This window comes from Oceanicella sp. SM1341 (assembly GCF_003448965.1).
Classification (GTDB): domain Bacteria; phylum Pseudomonadota; class Alphaproteobacteria; order Rhodobacterales; family Rhodobacteraceae; genus Paroceanicella.
Map to the genome: position 1 here is coordinate 1 of NZ_QRGC01000024.1, position 14149 is coordinate 14149.

Annotated in this window: 17 protein-coding genes and 1 tRNA gene; 7 read left to right on the forward strand and 11 right to left on the reverse strand. The window is 70.4% G+C overall.

Annotated features, from left to right (window positions below):
* Positions 1-301, reverse strand: a 301-nt coding sequence (locus D3P35_RS18625) for a hypothetical protein (RefSeq protein ID WP_198670696.1), incomplete at its 3' end; no start/stop codon positions are given.
* A 168-nt stretch (positions 302-469) separates the two neighbouring features.
* Between D3P35_RS18625 and D3P35_RS18630 the strand changes: the two genes are divergently transcribed.
* Positions 470-844 carry a hypothetical protein gene (locus D3P35_RS18630; RefSeq protein ID WP_118136629.1) on the forward strand — a complete coding sequence of 125 codons (375 nt, stop codon included), beginning with the start codon at positions 470-472 and terminating at the stop codon, positions 842-844.
* 38 nt (positions 845-882) lie between these two features.
* On the opposite strand, the gene rnd is transcribed toward D3P35_RS18630, so the two are convergent.
* A complete protein-coding gene (gene rnd / locus D3P35_RS18635) occupies positions 883-2055 on the reverse strand; it encodes a ribonuclease D (protein WP_118136631.1) in 1173 nt (390 codons plus the stop codon).
* Positions 2056-2142: 87 nt separating this feature from the next.
* Between rnd and D3P35_RS18640 the strand changes: the two genes are divergently transcribed.
* Entirely contained in the window at positions 2143-2775 is a 633-nt protein-coding gene (locus D3P35_RS18640) for a ParA family protein (RefSeq protein WP_118136633.1), read from the forward strand.
* A gap of 7 nt (positions 2776-2782) precedes the next feature.
* Here the strand turns inward: D3P35_RS18640 and D3P35_RS18645 are convergent, their stop codons facing one another.
* The 4 genes from D3P35_RS18645 to D3P35_RS26260 form a co-directional block, all read right to left on the reverse strand.
* Positions 2783-3400, reverse strand: coding sequence for a ferric reductase-like transmembrane domain-containing protein (locus tag D3P35_RS18645; protein WP_118136635.1), 618 nt, complete (start codon positions 3398-3400; stop codon positions 2783-2785).
* 19 nt (positions 3401-3419) lie between these two features.
* The gene (locus D3P35_RS18650) at positions 3420-3908 is read right to left on the reverse strand and encodes a twin-arginine translocation pathway signal (RefSeq protein ID WP_118136637.1); all 489 of its coding nucleotides are present in this window, start codon (positions 3906-3908) and stop codon (positions 3420-3422) included.
* 348 nt (positions 3909-4256) lie between these two features.
* A tRNA-Leu gene (locus D3P35_RS18655) sits at positions 4257-4343 on the reverse strand.
* A complete protein-coding gene (locus D3P35_RS26260) occupies positions 4308-4529 on the reverse strand; it encodes a hypothetical protein (RefSeq protein ID WP_157982209.1) in 222 nt (73 codons plus the stop codon). Before D3P35_RS26260 ends, D3P35_RS18655 begins: the two co-directional genes overlap by 36 nt.
* Between D3P35_RS26260 and lipB the strand changes: the two genes are divergently transcribed.
* The 3 genes from lipB to D3P35_RS18670 all read left to right on the forward strand — a co-directional run bounded on the left by lipB (position 4528) and on the right by D3P35_RS18670 (position 7662).
* Positions 4528-5220 carry a lipoyl(octanoyl) transferase LipB gene (gene lipB / locus D3P35_RS18660; RefSeq protein ID WP_118136639.1) on the forward strand — a complete coding sequence of 231 codons (693 nt, stop codon included), beginning with the start codon at positions 4528-4530 and terminating at the stop codon, positions 5218-5220. The two genes, D3P35_RS26260 and lipB, sit on opposite strands and share 2 nt — an antisense overlap.
* A 255-nt stretch (positions 5221-5475) precedes the next feature.
* Entirely contained in the window at positions 5476-7113 is a 1638-nt protein-coding gene (gene ctaD / locus D3P35_RS18665; RefSeq protein WP_118136641.1) for a cytochrome c oxidase subunit I, read from the forward strand.
* 9 nt (positions 7114-7122) lie between these two features.
* A complete protein-coding gene (locus D3P35_RS18670) occupies positions 7123-7662 on the forward strand; it encodes a DUF2244 domain-containing protein (RefSeq protein WP_118136643.1) in 540 nt (179 codons plus the stop codon).
* Between the two features lie 113 nt (positions 7663-7775).
* Here D3P35_RS18670 and D3P35_RS18675 read toward each other — a convergent pair whose 3' ends face one another.
* On the reverse strand, positions 7776-8231 hold the full coding sequence (locus D3P35_RS18675) for a GatB/YqeY domain-containing protein (RefSeq protein WP_118136645.1): 456 nt from the start codon (positions 8229-8231) through the stop codon (positions 7776-7778).
* 187 nt (positions 8232-8418) lie between these two features.
* Here D3P35_RS18675 and carA point away from each other — a divergent pair, with 187 nt between their 5' ends.
* Positions 8419-9573 (forward strand): glutamine-hydrolyzing carbamoyl-phosphate synthase small subunit, encoded by a 1155-nt coding sequence (gene carA / locus D3P35_RS18680; RefSeq protein WP_198670697.1) that lies wholly within the window; start codon positions 8419-8421, stop codon positions 9571-9573.
* Positions 9574-9727: 154 nt separating this feature from the next.
* On the forward strand, positions 9728-11722 hold the full coding sequence (locus tag D3P35_RS18685) for a glycosyltransferase (RefSeq protein ID WP_118136649.1): 1995 nt from the start codon (positions 9728-9730) through the stop codon (positions 11720-11722).
* A gap of 6 nt (positions 11723-11728) precedes the next feature.
* Here D3P35_RS18685 and D3P35_RS18690 read toward each other — a convergent pair whose 3' ends face one another.
* From D3P35_RS18690 to D3P35_RS18705, 4 genes are all read right to left on the reverse strand, one after another.
* Positions 11729-12487 (reverse strand): 2-keto-4-pentenoate hydratase, encoded by a 759-nt coding sequence (locus D3P35_RS18690; protein WP_118136651.1) that lies wholly within the window; start codon positions 12485-12487, stop codon positions 11729-11731.
* Positions 12484-13146 carry a GntR family transcriptional regulator gene (locus D3P35_RS18695; protein ID WP_118136785.1) on the reverse strand — a complete coding sequence of 221 codons (663 nt, stop codon included), beginning with the start codon at positions 13144-13146 and terminating at the stop codon, positions 12484-12486. The genes D3P35_RS18690 and D3P35_RS18695 overlap by 4 nt, the downstream gene beginning before the upstream one ends.
* 65 nt (positions 13147-13211) lie before the next feature.
* The gene (gene hpaR / locus D3P35_RS18700; protein ID WP_118136653.1) at positions 13212-13670 is read right to left on the reverse strand and encodes a homoprotocatechuate degradation operon regulator HpaR; all 459 of its coding nucleotides are present in this window, start codon (positions 13668-13670) and stop codon (positions 13212-13214) included.
* Positions 13667-14065: a 5-carboxymethyl-2-hydroxymuconate Delta-isomerase gene (locus tag D3P35_RS18705; RefSeq protein ID WP_118136655.1), complete on the reverse strand. Its 399-nt coding sequence runs from the start codon at positions 14063-14065 to the stop codon at positions 13667-13669. The genes hpaR and D3P35_RS18705 overlap by 4 nt, the downstream gene beginning before the upstream one ends.
* Positions 14066-14149: the final 84 nt, after the last annotated feature.

The following is a 14149-nucleotide window of genomic DNA, read 5'->3' on the forward strand; positions in this document are numbered from 1 at the left end:
GCAGCAGCCGCAGCGCCGGCAGGCCGTGCCGGGCGGCAAGCGCCAGTGCCGCCGCGGTGCCGGCCGTGTCGAAGGGATGCGTCGCGATCACCGCCGCCACCGCCCGGCCGAGCGCGGCGGGCAGCGCGGGCGCGTCGAAGGCGGAGATCAGCGCGGGTGCCGAAAAGCCGTCGCCGCGCAGGCCCGGCGGGCGCACCAGCAGGGCTGCCCCCGGCGCGCAGGCGGCCAGCGCAGCCGCCAGGACCTCGGCCTCGCGGGCCCCGCCAAGCAGCAGAACACGGCTCTGCGATGTCGCGCTCATGCGCCGTGGCCTTTCATTTGTTGCGATTCCGGTCTATCGCAATCCTCCGATCAAGTCTTTAGCGGGGAACCCATGACACGTGCCGCGTTTGCGATGATACCGGTCGCTCTGATGCTCGCCGGCTGCAGCTTCTCAGTCGGAAATCCGCTCAGCGCGCCGGAAGAGCCGTTGACCCGGGCCGAGGTGCAGGCCGCCAAGGTGCGGCTCGCGACCATCGACACGCTCGAGGTCGGGCGGTCGTTTCGCGGCGTTCTGGTGCAGGTCACGGCGACGGCGCCGCTGCAGGGCTTCTACGAACCGCAGCTCCGCCTGCTCGACAACCGCCCCGCGGCCGACGGCGCCATCGTGCTCGAGGCCGTCGCCCTGCCGCCCGAGGCGAGCCCGGTGGGCGCGGGCCCGGTCTCGGCGCGTTCGATGATCATGGCGCAGTTCGTGGGCGACGACATTCTCGCCGGGGCGACGAAGATCCGTGTCGTGGGCACCGACAGCGGGCTTGAGCGCCCGATCCCGCCGGCGGCGCCGGCTCCCGCCAGCGGCTCCTGAGGCGCGGCGCGCGCGGCCCCGCACGGGGGCCGGGCGCATCAGATCTCGATCAGCCGCACGCCGCCGCGCGAGGCGGAGAGCGCGATGCGCCCCTCGCGCAGGCGCTCGGCATCGCGGCCGAACACCTCGTGGCGCCAGCCGGTCATCGCCGGCACGCCCTCGTCCTCGCCGCTGGCGATACGGTCGAGATCGGCGCTGGAGGCGATGAGCCGCGGCGCCACGCCGGCGGCCTCGGACTTCGCCTTCAGCAGCACGCGCAGCAGGTCTCCCAGCGCCTGCCCGCCCGGCTTGGGCACGAAGGGCTCGGGCACGCTCGGCCGCTTCTCCGGCGGACAGGCGATGCCGGCGGCGACCGCCTTGAGGATGCCGTCCGACATGTCGGACTTGCGCCCCTCGCGCTGCAGCAGCCGCGAGCGGCCGAGCTCCTCGAGGTTGGTGGGCTTGTTGGAGGCGATCTCCAGCAGCGCATCGTCCTTCAGCAGCCGGTTGCGCGGCACGTCGCGCTCGCGCGCCTGCCGCTCGCGCCAGGCGGCGAGTTCGCGCACGATGGCGAGGAACTTCGGCGCCGTGGTGCGGGTCTTGACCCGGCGCCAGGCCTCCTCGGGGTCCATGTCGTAGGTGGCGGGCGAGGTGAGGATGTCCATCTCCTCGTCCACCCAGCCGGTGCGGCCGCTCTCGGCGAGCTGGGCGCTGAGCTGCTCGTAGATCACCCGCAGGTGGGTGACATCGGCCAGCGCGTAGGAGAGCTGCTTCTCGCTCAGCGGGCGGCGCGACCAGTCGGTGAAGCGGGCGGACTTGTCCATCCCCTCGCGCGCCACGCGGCGCACGAGCGACTCGTAGCTCGCCTGGTCGCCCAGCCCGCAGACCATCGCCGCCACCTGGGTGTCGAAGATCGGCTCGGGCACCTCGCCCATCAGCGTGTAGAAGATCTCGAGGTCCTGGCGCGCGGCGTGGAACACCTTCATCACGTCGCGGTTGCGCAGCAGCTCGAACAGCGGGTCGAGCGAGAGGCCCTTCGCCAGCGGGTCGATGATGGCCGCGGTGGTCTCGTCGCTCTCGCCCGCGCCGGCGGGCCGGGCGAGCTGCACCAGGCAGAGCTGGGCATAATAGGTGCGCTCGCGCAGGAATTCCGTGTCGACCGTGACATAGGGAGCCTTGGCGCAATCGGAGCAGAATCGGGCGAGATCCTCGGTTGTGGTGATGATTTGCATTCTACCCCATCAAATTGCATCAATTCCTTGACAGCAATTGCATAGCGGCCCGGATGCTGCAAGCGGGGCCGAGCGGGGAGTGACGCAATGAAAACCATCCTGATCGCCAACCGGAAGGGCGGCTGCGGCAAGACGCTGACCGCGATCACCCTGGCATCTGCCTTCGCACAGGGCGGTGCGCGCGTGGCGCTGGCCGATGCGGACGCGCAGAAATCGGCGCTGCGCTGGCTGAAGCTGCGGCCCTCCGGCCTCGCGCCCATCCGCGGGCTGGACTGGACGGCGCCCGGCGATTTCGGCGCGCGGCCCAAGAAGCTCGACTGGCTGGTGATCGACGCGCCGGGCGCGCTCAACCTCGAGGCCGCCTCCGCCCTCATCGGCGAGGCGAAGGCGGTGGTGATCCCGGTGCTGCCCTCGGTCTTCGACGCCGACAGCACGAAGGGCTTCCTGAAGGAGGTCGAGGACCTCAAGCGGGTGCGCAAGGGCAAGGCGCGGCTGCACCTGCTCGCGATGCGCGTGCGCCCGCAGGCCCGGGCCGCCACCTCGCTCGCCGGGTTCTTCGAGCGGATCGGCCAGCAGCCCTCGGCCTGGGTGACCGAGCGCGCCGCCTACGGCGACCTCGCCGCCGGCGGAGCCGCCCTGCACGACCGGCCCCAGAAGGCCTATGCGGCGATGAAGGCGCAGTGGCAGCCGCTGCTCGACACGCTGGAGCAGAAGGGCTGAGGCCGGCTCAGCCGCGCCGGGCCCGGCGCAGGGGGCGCAGCACCCGCAGGTCGGCCAGCGCCACCAGCGTTGCGGCCAGCGCGGCGAGGCAGAGCCCGGCCTTCGAAAAGGCCTCCATCGCCCCCTCGATCTGCAGCGCGTGCAGCACTGTCGCGACGACGACGAGCAGCGCCAGCGCATTGTGCACCAGCCGCCAGGCCGCCGGCCCGAGCCCGCTGCGCCGGCGCAGCGCCACCAGAAGCACGGTGGCGAACACCCCCCACATCGCGGTGACGCCCCAGACGGAGAAGGGCGTGGGCGCGACCAGCAGCAGGGCGTCGATCACGTCCGGCGGGCTGGCGAGCCAGAGCCCGCCCACATGGAGCACCACGCAGAGCACGATGGCGCCGCCCAGCAGCCTGTGCCACCTGCGGCCCCGGCCGGCGCGCGCACCCGGCAGGTAGCCCGCCGCCAGCAGCGGCTGCAGCGCGAGGAAGGCAAGGCAGAGGATGCCGGCGAAACCGCCCAGGATGTAGTCGCCGCCCCGGTAGCCCAGGAGCGGGCTGAAGGCGGCCAGCACCACCGGCAGGCCGGCGATCACGCCCGCGGCGCCCCAGGCCAGCACGACCCGGAGCGCGGGCGACATGCCCCGCCCGCCCCGCGCCTCAGGCCGGGGCAAGAACGAAATCTGCCGAGACGCTCGTGTCGGAGGCGCTGCCCATCACCGGGCGCAGGAACACGGTGCGATAGGCGCCGTCGTCATAGGCGAGATGGGCGTGCGGCTGGCCGAAGTTCGGCACGATCTGCTCGGTTTCCAGCCGGAAGGTGCCGTCGGGTCCGGTGAGCACGCTGCCGTGGTTGCGCGGGTCGCGCTCGCCGCCGAGCACGGTCGCGGCCCAGATCTGCACGCGCACGCCCTCGAGCGGCGCGCCGTCGCCCGCCCTGCGCACGGTTCCGGACACGAGAAAGCCGGTGCCCAGCCGCTCGACGAGCGGCGCTCCGGGGCGGTAGTTGTTGCTGCCGCCGCGCATCGTCTGCGTGGGGGCGAGGTCCGAGGCGCGCGCGGGCGACAGGAGCCCGCCCTGCGCCAGCACGGCGCCGGCCGCCCCCGCACCTGCGAGGAAGAAGCGTCGGTCGAGGAGAGGCAGGGACATATCGGCTGCTCCTTCGTGTCGCGCTCTCGCGGGTGCGGGCCCCGCCGGGCCACGCTCCCGCCAGAACGGTCGGATTTCGGCTTGCGTGACAGAGAGCCTAGCAAGCTTCGGCGCTCCGGGCACCGGGGTCTGCCGGCACATTCACGTGAACGGGCGCGTGAACGGGGCCGCGTGAACGTCGCGGCCGCGGGCCGGTCGTCCCGGCGCGATGCGCAGGCGGGCCGCGCCGTGGCGGTCTTCGCGAAACTTCGGTGGGGAGCTTGCTTCGGGGGCAGTCGCCCCCCGGAACGCGTTGCGCGCCGGGCCCTTTCGGACCCGGCGCGCATCACGTGCAACTGTGTGCAAGTCTGGTGCGGTCGAGAAGACTCGAACTTCCACGGGAGTTACCCCACAGCGACCTCAACGCTGCGCGTCTACCAATTCCGCCACGACCGCTCCGTGACGAGGGGGCTTATAGACGGCGATTCCGGAGATGGAAAGAGGCGTTTCGCATCTTGATGAAGTTTTTTTGCGCCGGCCGGCAAAACCCCAGCAGAACAAGGGCATGGCCGGCATTCCCGAGATTGCATTCCCGGCCCGGGGGCAGGAGAATGGCGCTCCCCAGCCGAAGGTCAGCGCCATGAGCCAATCTCCCCTCACGCCCGGTTTCGCCCCCCAGCCCGAATGGCGCATCGAGGACGGGCTCGTGGGCTATCCCGAGGCGCTCGGGACGATGGAGACGCGGGTGGAGGCCATTCTCGCCGGCACCGCGCCGGAGCTGGTCTGGCTGCTCGAGCACCCGCCGCTCTACACCGCCGGCACCTCCGCCCGGCCCGAGGACCTCACCGATCCCGGGCGCTTCCCGGTCTACCCCGCGCGGCGCGGCGGCGAGTACACCTACCACGGGCCCGGCCAGCGCGTGGCCTACGTGATGCTCGACCTCGGCCAGCGCGGCCGCGATGTGCGCCGCTTCGTGTGGATGCTCGAGGAATGGGTGATCGAGACCCTCGCCAGCTTCGGGGTGCGCGGCGAGCGGCGGCAGGGGCGCGTGGGCATCTGGGTGGTCCGCCCCGACCGCCCTCCCCTGCCCGACGGCAGCCCGGCGGAAGACAAGATCGCCGCCATCGGCCTGCGCCTGCGCCGCTGGGTGAGTTTCCACGGCATCTCGGTGAACCTCGAGCCGGACCTCTCCCATTTTGACGGAATCGTGCCCTGCGGCATCCGCGACCGCGGGGTGACCAGCCTCGCCGACCTCGGCATCCCCGCCAGCATGCCCGACCTCGACCTCGCGCTGCAGGCCGCTTTCCTGCGCGTGTTCGGCCCCGCCGGGTGACCCGGCCGGCGTTTGCGCCACGCCGCTGCACCCGGCATCACCTTCCTGCAGGCGGCCCCGCGGCCGAGACTTCGGCGCCGCCACCTGATGTGTTAGTGTTTCCGCGAACATGTTAACCCCGGATCAACCGGCATGCGGCGAACGTGCCAATTGAGCCGGCGGACGGACCGGAGTAGATGTCGGACCAAGTTGTGGACTTGCGCACGTGCAGCGGGTGCGAGTCGGCAGGCAGAGCAACGTGGCAGGGAGTGAATGATGGCCGACGCAGCCGTACATGCCCACGAGGACAACAGGGGGTTCTTCACCCGCTGGTTCATGTCCACAAATCACAAGGATATCGGGATCCTGTACCTTTTCACCGCGGGCGTGATCGGGTTCATCTCGGTTGCCTTCACGGTCTACATGCGGCTGGAGCTGATGCAGCCGGGCGTGCAGTACATGACCTTCGAGGACGGCACGCCCAACGGCCACCTCTGGAACGTGCTGATCACCGCGCATGGCATCCTGATGATGTTCTTCGTGGTGATTCCCGCGCTCTTCGGCGGTTTCGGCAACTATTTCATGCCGCTGATGATCGGCGCGCCGGACATGGCGTTCCCGCGGCTGAACAACCTCTCCTACTGGCTCTACGTCTGCGGCTGCACGCTGGCGGTGCTCTCGGTGGTCTCGCCGGGCGGCAACGGGCAGATGGGCTCGGGCATCGGCTGGGTGCTCTACGCGCCGCTGTCGACCCAGGAGGGCGGCTATTCGACCGATCTCGCGATCTTCGCGGTGCATGTCTCCGGCGCCTCCTCCATCCTCGGCGCCATCAACATCATCACCACTTTCCTGAACATGCGCGCGCCGGGCATGACCATCTTCAAGGCGCCGCTGTTCGCCTGGTCGATCCTGGTCACGGCGTTCCTGATCCTGTTCTCCCTGCCCGTGCTGGCCGGCGCCATCACCATGCTGCTGACCGACCGGAACTTCGGCACCACCTTCTTCCAGCCCGACGGCGGCGGCGACCCGGTGCTCTACCAGCACCTGCTGTGGTTCTTCGGTCACCCGGAAGTGTACATGATCATCGTGCCGGGCTTCGGCATCATCAGCCACGTGATCTCGACCTTCTCGAAGAAACCGATCTTCGGCTACCTGCCGATGGTCTGGGCGATGGTGGGCATCGGCGTGCTGGGCTTCGTCGTGTGGGCGCACCACATGTACACGGTGGGCATGTCCGTCACCCAGCAGAGCTACTTCATGATGGCGACCATGGTGATCGCGGTGCCCACCGGCATCAAGATCTTCTCCTGGATCGCGACCATGTGGGGCGGCTCCATCGAGTTCAAGACCCCCATGCTCTGGGCCTTCGGCTTCCTGTTCCTGTTCACCGTGGGCGGCGTGACCGGCGTGGTGCTCTCCCAGGCCGCCATCGACCGTGCGATGCATGACACCTACTACGTGGTGGCGCATTTCCACTACGTGATGAGCCTCGGCGCGGTGTTCTGCATCTTCGCCGGCATCTACTACTGGATCGGCAAGATGTCGGGCCGCCAGTACCCGGAATTCTGGGGCAAGGTGCATTTCTGGATGATGTTCGTGGGCGCCAACCTCACCTTCTTCCCGCAGCACTTCCTCGGCTACCAGGGCATGCCGCGCCGCTACATCGACTATCCGGAGCAGTTCGCGCTCTGGAACATGGTCTCGTCGATCGGCGCCTTCATCTCCTTCGCCTCCTTCCTGCTGTTCATCGGGATCGTGTACTACACGCTCACCCGCGGCGCGCGCGTGACCGAGAAATCCTACTGGGGCCCCTCGGCCGACACGCTGGAATGGACCCTGTCCAACCCGCCGCCGGAGCACACGTTCGAGACGCTCCCCACGCCGGACATGTGGGACCACCAGAAGCACCATTGAGGCGCGGCGGTGGTCGACACCACCCGCAACATCCCTGCCGGAGCCCCCGGGGCTCCGGCCCCCCCCGAGCGCGACGGCGCACCGCAGTACACCGTCACCCTCTGGCCGCACCGCTCCCTCAGCCAGCGCGGCTTCCACCTCCTCATCCTGCTCACGTCGCTGGTCTACCTGGTGCCGCTCACCGCCCTCGTGGGCACGCGCGCCCTATGGGTCATGCTGCCCTTCGCCGGGCTGCATGTCGGCCTCCTCTGGCTCTTCATGCGCCGCAACTACCGTGACGCGCGCATAACGGAGGAAGTGAAGCTCTGGCCGGACCTCATGACCGTGGAGCGGCGCGACCCCGGTGGCCGGGTCCGGCACTGGCACGCCAACCCCTACTGGGTGCGGCTCGAGATCGCGCGGGAAGGCCGGCCGGAAAACTACCTCACCCTCACCGGCAACGGCCGGCGCATCGAGCTCGGCGCCTTCCTCTCGCCCGAGGAGCGGCTCACGCTCCACGACGAGCTCAGCCTCGCCATCGCCCGAAGCCGCGCCACGCCCCGCGCCTGAGCGCGCCCCCCGCGCAACCGGGCCGGGCAGCCCCCGCAACGCAACGGGGCCGCGAAGCTTCTGCTCCGCGGCCCCCTTCCCGTGTCTCTGCATGTGGCGCCGGGCGCCGGTGGTCAGCCCAGGGCCGCCCGCACCGCGGCACCCGCCTTGGCGAAATCCATCTGACCGGCATACTGCGACTTCAGGATGCCCATCACCTTGCCCATGTCGCGGATGGAATGGGCCTTGGTCTCGGCCACGGCCTGGCGCACCGCCGCTTCCACTTCCGCGTCGTCGAGCCGGCGCGGCAGGAATTCCTCGATCACCGCGATCTCCTGGCGCTCCTGCTCGGCCAGCTCCAGCCGGCCGCCCTCCTCGTAGAGGCGGGCGCTTTCCTGGCGCTGCTTGATCATCCGGCCGAGAATGCCCAGGATCTCGGCGTCCGAGACCCCCTGCTCCGAACCATCGCCCGTGCGGGCCGCAATGTCCCGGTCCTTGATGGCCGCGTTGATCAGCCGGATCGTCGAGAGCCGGGTGGCGTCCTTGGACACCATCGCCTCCTTCATTGCCTTGGTAAGACGCTCGCGCATCGTGTTCCTCGTTCCCTCTGACGGCGTGCCGTCCCCAGAAGCCGAGGATTTTACAGGAATCGCTCAGGAGCCACAATGGCATTGCACCGCAGCAAGTAACTGTAAACAAAAGGTAAAATATATTCGGAGTCCGGTGTTGACCTTCGCCCCGTGCCTCAATAGGTTCCGCCGAATCCGCGCGAAAGGTATGCACATGACCCGCCCAGGCCCCATCGGAAAACCCACCGCCTGTCTCGTTCTCGCCGATGGCTCGATCTTCTACGGCCGAGGCTTCGGGGCGACAGGCACGACGGTGGCGGAACTGTGCTTCAACACCGCGATGACCGGCTACCAGGAAATCATGACCGATCCCTCCTATGCCGGGCAGATCGTCACCTTCACCTTCCCGCATGTCGGCAATGTCGGCGTGAACGACGAGGATGACGAGACGGCCGAGCCCGTCGCTGCCGGCATGGTGGTGAAATGGGATCCCACCGAGCCCTCGAACTGGCGCGCCGCCGGCGACCTGCCCGACTGGCTGGCCCGGCGCGGCCGCATCGCCATCGGTGGCATCGACACCCGCCGCCTCACCCGGCTCATCCGCCTGCAGGGCGTGCCGCACGTCGCGCTGCAGCACAACCCCGACGGCGAGTTCGACGTCGAGGACCTGCTGCAGAAAGCCCGCTCCTTCAAGGGCCTGGTCGGCGCCGACCTCGCCCGCGAGGTCACCTGCGCCCAGTCCTACCGCTGGAACGAGATGCGCTGGTCCTGGCCCGAAGGCCACCGCCCGCGCGAGGGTGAGGGCCGGCGCGTCGTCGCCATCGACTACGGCGCGAAGCGCAACATCCTGCGCTGCCTCGCCTCCTCGGGCTGCGACGTGACCGTGCTGCCGGCCACCGCCACCGCCGAGGACGTGCTCGCCCATGAGCCCGAGGGCCTGTTCCTCTCCAACGGCCCGGGCGACCCCGCCGCCACCGGCGAATACGCCGTGCCGATGATCCGCTCGATCCTCGACAAGAGCGCCATGCCGGTGTTCGGCATCTGCCTCGGCCACCAGATGCTGGCCCTCGCCCTCGGCGCGCGCACGGTGAAGATGAATCACGGCCACCACGGTGCGAATCATCCGGTGAAGGACCTCGAGACCGGCAAGGTCGAGATCACCTCGATGAACCACGGCTTCACCGTCGACAGCCAGACCCTGCCCCAGGGCGTGATGGAAACCCATGTCTCGCTGTTCGACGGCTCGAACTGCGGCATCCGCATGCGCGACCGGCCGGTGTTCTCGGTGCAGTACCACCCCGAGGCCAGCCCCGGCCCGCAGGACAGCACTTATCTCTTCGAGCGCTTCGTCGCCGCGATGTGACGCTGCTCCGGCCGGCCCCCTCGGGCCGGCCGCTCCGTCTCGGCGCCCGCGCCGTCTTCGGGCCGCTCCGTCTCTGGGCCGCTCGCGCGGTTAAGCCCCCGTTAAGCAAGATTGCGCATCCTCCCGGAGTCCGGTTGAGGAGCGTGCGTTCACCTTGGTCTCCGAGTCTCCAGTCCCCGCCGCCGGGTTTGCCTCGGCACGCGCCCAGAGCGAGGCGGAGCGTTTCGGCGCCTATCTCGCGTCCCGCGGGCTGATCGATCCCGGCCTGCTCGCCCGTGCGCTGGCCCGCCAGCGCCGCAGCCGCCGGCCGCTGGGCGAGGTGCTGGTGGCCCATGGCCAGCTCTCCCGCCGCGACATGGTGCGCGCGCTGGGCGCCTTCCACGGCATCATGGAGGTCGATCTCGCGGCGGCCCCGGCCGACCCCGCGCTGCTGGCACGCTGCTCGGCCGCCGCCTGTCTCGACGCCGGGTGCATCCCCTGGCGGCGGGTGGGCAGCACGGTGATCGTCGTGCTGGCCGACCCCACGCCCGAGCGCCTGCGCGAGGCGGAGCAGGCCTGCGGCCTCACTCCGGGCACCGCAGCCGTGGCCCTGGCCGACCGGCAGGAGATCGAGGCCGCTCTTGCCCTCGCCTTCCGCGACCACCTGGCCCTGCGCGCGGGCCGGCGCACCCGGGAGGAACTCTCCTGCCGGAGCTGGGGCCGCCACACCCGCACCGTGGCCGCGGCCGGCGTGGCGCTGGCACTGCTGTGCTTCGCGCTCTTCGGCATAGCCCCCTGCCTCGCGGTGATCTTCTGCCTCGCGGTGCTCTCGAACGCCGCGACCACCGCGCTGCGCCTCACCTCGCTGGTGATGTCCTGGGTGATCGAGGACCGCGCACCGCCACACGAGCTGCCCCGGCTCAGCCGTTTCCGCACCCTGCCCCAGGTCTCGATCCTCGTGCCCCTGTTCCGCGAGACCGAGGTGCTCGACCGGTTGCTCGCGGCCCTCGGGCGCCTCGACTATCCCGCGGAACTGCTCGACATCATCCTCGTGCTCGAGGAGGACGACACCCGCATGGTGGAGGCGGTGCAGGCCCGCAGCCTGCCGCCCACCTGCCGCGCGCTGACCGTGCCGGCCGACAGCCTGCGCACCAAGCCGCGGGCGATGAACTACGCGCTCGACTTCTGTCGCGGCGAGATCCTCGGCATCTACGACGCCGAGGACCAGCCGGACCCGAAGCAGGTCGCCACCGTCGTCGAGGCCTTCGCGGAGAGCCCGGCGCGCGTGGCCTGCATCCAGGCGCGGCTGTCCTATTTCAACGCCGGCGAGAACTGGATCTCGCGCTGCTTCGCCGTCGAATACGCCACCTGGTTCAACGTCCTGCTCAAGGGCGTGCAGCGGGTGCGCTTCCCGGTGCCGCTGGGCGGCACCTCGGTGTTCTTCCGCCGCTCCGCGCTGGAGGCCGTGGGGGCCTGGGACGCGCACAACGTCACCGAGGACGCCGACCTCGGGATGCGCCTCGCCCGCTTCGGCCTGCGCACGAGGGTGATCGACTCGATCACGCTGGAGGAAGCGAACTGCCGGGCCTGGCCCTGGGTAAAGCAGCGCTCGCGCTGGCAGAAGGGCTACATGGTGACCTGGATCACCCACATGCTGCAGCCGCTGCAGCTCTGGCGTGATCTCGGGGTCTACGGCTTCATCGGCTTCCAGGTGCTGATGCTGGGCGGCGCCGCGGCGCAGCTCTCGCTGCCGTTGCTGTGGCTCGGCTGGCTGATGTCTTCCCTCGGCTTCGTGCCGAGCTGGATCGCCGCCGTGCCCGCGCCGCTGATGCCGGCGATCGCGGTGAGCCTGCTCGTCGGGCAGGTCGTGCTCTTCGCCACCAGCATCCGCGCACTGGTGAACACCGGCCAGGCGCGGCTGATCCCCTGGCTCGCGATCCTGCCGCTCTACTGGCCGCTGGGCGCCGCGGCGGCCTACAAGGCGCTGTTCGAGCTCGTGTTCAAGCCCTTCTACTGGGACAAGACCGACCATGGCGTGAGCGTGGTCGATCCCTATGGCGGCCAGCCCCTGCCCGGCTTCCGTCCGGCCGACCACCCCGGGATCGGGCCGGAGGAGGCTGTCGTGGTGGAGGAAGCGGCCCATGCGGCCCGGGTGGTTGCCCGGGCCTGACGGGGCTCAGCGCATGGAGAAGCGCACCTCGCCCAGGCCGGTGACCGACATCACCGCCTCGGCGCCGGCCGGCACCGGGGTGACCGGCATGTGCGTGCCGCACAGCACGATGTCGCCCGCGCGCAGGGTGATGCCGCGGGCGTTGAAGCGGTCGGCGATGAAGGCCAGCGCTTCGGCGGGGGGCTGCGGCGCGGCGCCCGCTTGGCGCAGCAGTTCCTCGCCGCCCACGCTCACCACCGTCTCGAGCGCGGAGAAATCCGTGTCGGCCGGGGCGCCGGGACCGCCGAGCACGGCGCCGTCGTTGAAGATGTTGCCGGCGAGGATGGTGGGCACATGCGGCACCGCTCCGCCGCCGCGCCGGTCGAGCAGCTCGAAGGCCGGCACCCAGCGCGCCACGTGGGCGAGCACGCTGGCCGCGTCCCATCCGCCCGCGCGCGGGGCCATGTCGGCGCCGATCACCGCCGCGATCTCGGGCTCCATCATGAACTCGCGGTAGGCGGCGGCCTCCAGCACGGCGCCGCTCTCGCGGATGCCCTCGGCGAGCACCCGGCCGTAGCCCGGATGCGGCAAGCCCATGCGGGCCATCGCGGCCCCGGTGTTCCACGAGATCTTGTAGCCGGCCACGCCCCCGGCGGCGGGCGCGAGCAGCCCGGTCACCAGGTCCTGCGCGGCGAGCCCGGCCTCGATGTCCGCGAGCTCCGGCTCGGCCGCGAAGGGGGCACGGGCGGTGCGGGCGGCGGCGATGCGGGCGGCGATGTCCTTCATTCGATCTTTCCTGCGTCGAGTTTCAGCCGGGTCTCGTAGGCCTGCGAGAGATGGGCGTGCATGGCGGCATCCGCCTCGTCTGGCCTGCGGGCGGCGATAGCCTCGAGGATGGCCTCGTGCTCGGCCAGCGCCTGCTCGCCCCGGCCCTCGGCGGCGAGCGAGGTGGTGGCGACCAGCGCCATCGCCTGGTGCACGGCCACGAGCTGCTGGATGAGGTAGCGGTTGTGGCTGGCGAGGTGGATCTGGTGATGGAAGCGCTTGTTGGCCCGTGCAAGTGCCGCCGCGTCGTTCACCAGCCCGTGGTCGCGCTGCAGCAGCTCGCGCAGCACCGAGATCTCCTCGGGCGCTGCATGCATGGCGGCAAGCCGCGCCGCCAGCCCCTCGAGCGTGGCGCGCACCACGTAGAGCTCGCCGAGCTGGTCATGGTCGAGGCTGGAGACGATGAGGCTGCGCCCGTCGCGCGTCACGACACCCTGTGTCTCCAGGCGCTTGAGCGCCTCGCGGATCGGGGTGCGCGACACGCCGAAGCGCTCGGCCAGCTCGCTCTCGACCAGCCGGCCGCCGGGGCCGATGAGCCCGTCATCGATGATTTTGAGGATCAGCTCGTATGCATCACCGGGATTCTGCACCGCGCCGCCTGCCGTGACCTTCTTGTTCATGGAGCGCAAGATAGGCCGCACAAAGGCCGAGGGAAAGCGCATTCGCGCGCCCGCCCCCGGGCGGGTCAGTCGTCATGCGGCTTGAGGCGGGTCGCGGTCTCGCGCAGTTCCTCGAGCATGTTCAGCAGCACTTCCAGCCGCTCGGAGCCGAACTCGGACTCGAGCTCGCGGTAGATACGCTCGGATTCCGGCACCATGCGGCGGAACAGCTCCGCCCCCTCCTCGGTGAGCATCACCACCCGGCGCCGCGCATCGCGCGCCGGCGCCTCCGAGGGCGCGGTGAGGCCCCGCTCCTCCAGCGCGCGCAGGATGCGGGTGAGACTGGGGCCCAGGATGGCGCAGCGGTCGGAAAGCTCGGTCGCGTCGAGCGGGCCCATCTCGGCCAGGGCGCGCAGCACGCGCCATTGCGGCAGGCTGAGGTTGTTCGCGTCGACATGCGGCTTGAACAGCCGCATCGTCGCCTCGCGGGCACGCAGCAGCGCGATGGGCAGGGCGCGCTCGAAGCGCCTCGGGTGCCCGCTCATGCGCCGGCGCGCGCCGCGATGGCGCCATGCACGGTGCTGTAGCTGCGGATGGAGAAGGCCGCGACGATCTCGCGGATCTCCAGGCTCAGCATGAAGGGCAGCCCCTCCAGCCGCGGGCGCAGGAAGGCTTCGGCGGCGTCATAGACATGGCCGGCGGCACGCTGGCGCTCCTCCGCGCTGCGGCCCTCGCCGAGGCGCAGGCTCATGTCGATGAAGCCGTAGGGCTCCGCCCCGTCGGCGATCTCGACCACCGCGCAGCGCAGGCCGCGCACGCGGATGCCGCCGAGCGGGAACAGCCCGGTCTCCACCATCGCGTCGCGCAGGGCGCGCGCGAAGGCCTGCAGGTCGAGGCGGCTGTCCAGGTCGGGTGAATATTCGAAACTCAGATGCGGCATCCGGCCCCCGCAGTCCTTTAACAGGTTAACCTTCCTAGAGAGGTCGGGGGCAGGTGTCAATCGGCAGAAGGGGCCGAGCCGCGG

Coding starts and splice junctions, on each gene's coding strand:
- rnd (WP_118136631.1), bottom strand. CDS start 2,055: ATGCAAATCATCACCACAACCGAGGATCTCGCCCGATTCTGCTCCGAT.
- D3P35_RS18640 (WP_118136633.1), top strand. CDS start 2,143: ATGAAAACCATCCTGATCGCCAACCGGAAGGGCGGCTGCGGCAAGACG.
- D3P35_RS18645 (WP_118136635.1), bottom strand. CDS start 3,400: ATGTCGCCCGCGCTCCGGGTCGTGCTGGCCTGGGGCGCCGCGGGCGTG.
- D3P35_RS18650 (WP_118136637.1), bottom strand. CDS start 3,908: ATGTCCCTGCCTCTCCTCGACCGACGCTTCTTCCTCGCAGGTGCGGGG.
- lipB (WP_118136639.1), top strand. CDS start 4,528: ATGAGCCAATCTCCCCTCACGCCCGGTTTCGCCCCCCAGCCCGAATGG.
- D3P35_RS26260 (WP_157982209.1), bottom strand. CDS start 4,529: ATGGCGCTGACCTTCGGCTGGGGAGCGCCATTCTCCTGCCCCCGGGCC.
- ctaD (WP_118136641.1), top strand. CDS start 5,476: ATGGCCGACGCAGCCGTACATGCCCACGAGGACAACAGGGGGTTCTTC.
- D3P35_RS18675 (WP_118136645.1), bottom strand. CDS start 8,231: ATGCGCGAGCGTCTTACCAAGGCAATGAAGGAGGCGATGGTGTCCAAG.
- carA (WP_198670697.1), top strand. CDS start 8,419: ATGCACATGACCCGCCCAGGCCCCATCGGAAAACCCACCGCCTGTCTC.
- D3P35_RS18690 (WP_118136651.1), bottom strand. CDS start 12,487: ATGAAGGACATCGCCGCCCGCATCGCCGCCGCCCGCACCGCCCGTGCC.
- D3P35_RS18695 (WP_118136785.1), bottom strand. CDS start 13,146: ATGAACAAGAAGGTCACGGCAGGCGGCGCGGTGCAGAATCCCGGTGAT.
- hpaR (WP_118136653.1), bottom strand. CDS start 13,670: ATGAGCGGGCACCCGAGGCGCTTCGAGCGCGCCCTGCCCATCGCGCTG.
- D3P35_RS18705 (WP_118136655.1), bottom strand. CDS start 14,065: ATGCCGCATCTGAGTTTCGAATATTCACCCGACCTGGACAGCCGCCTC.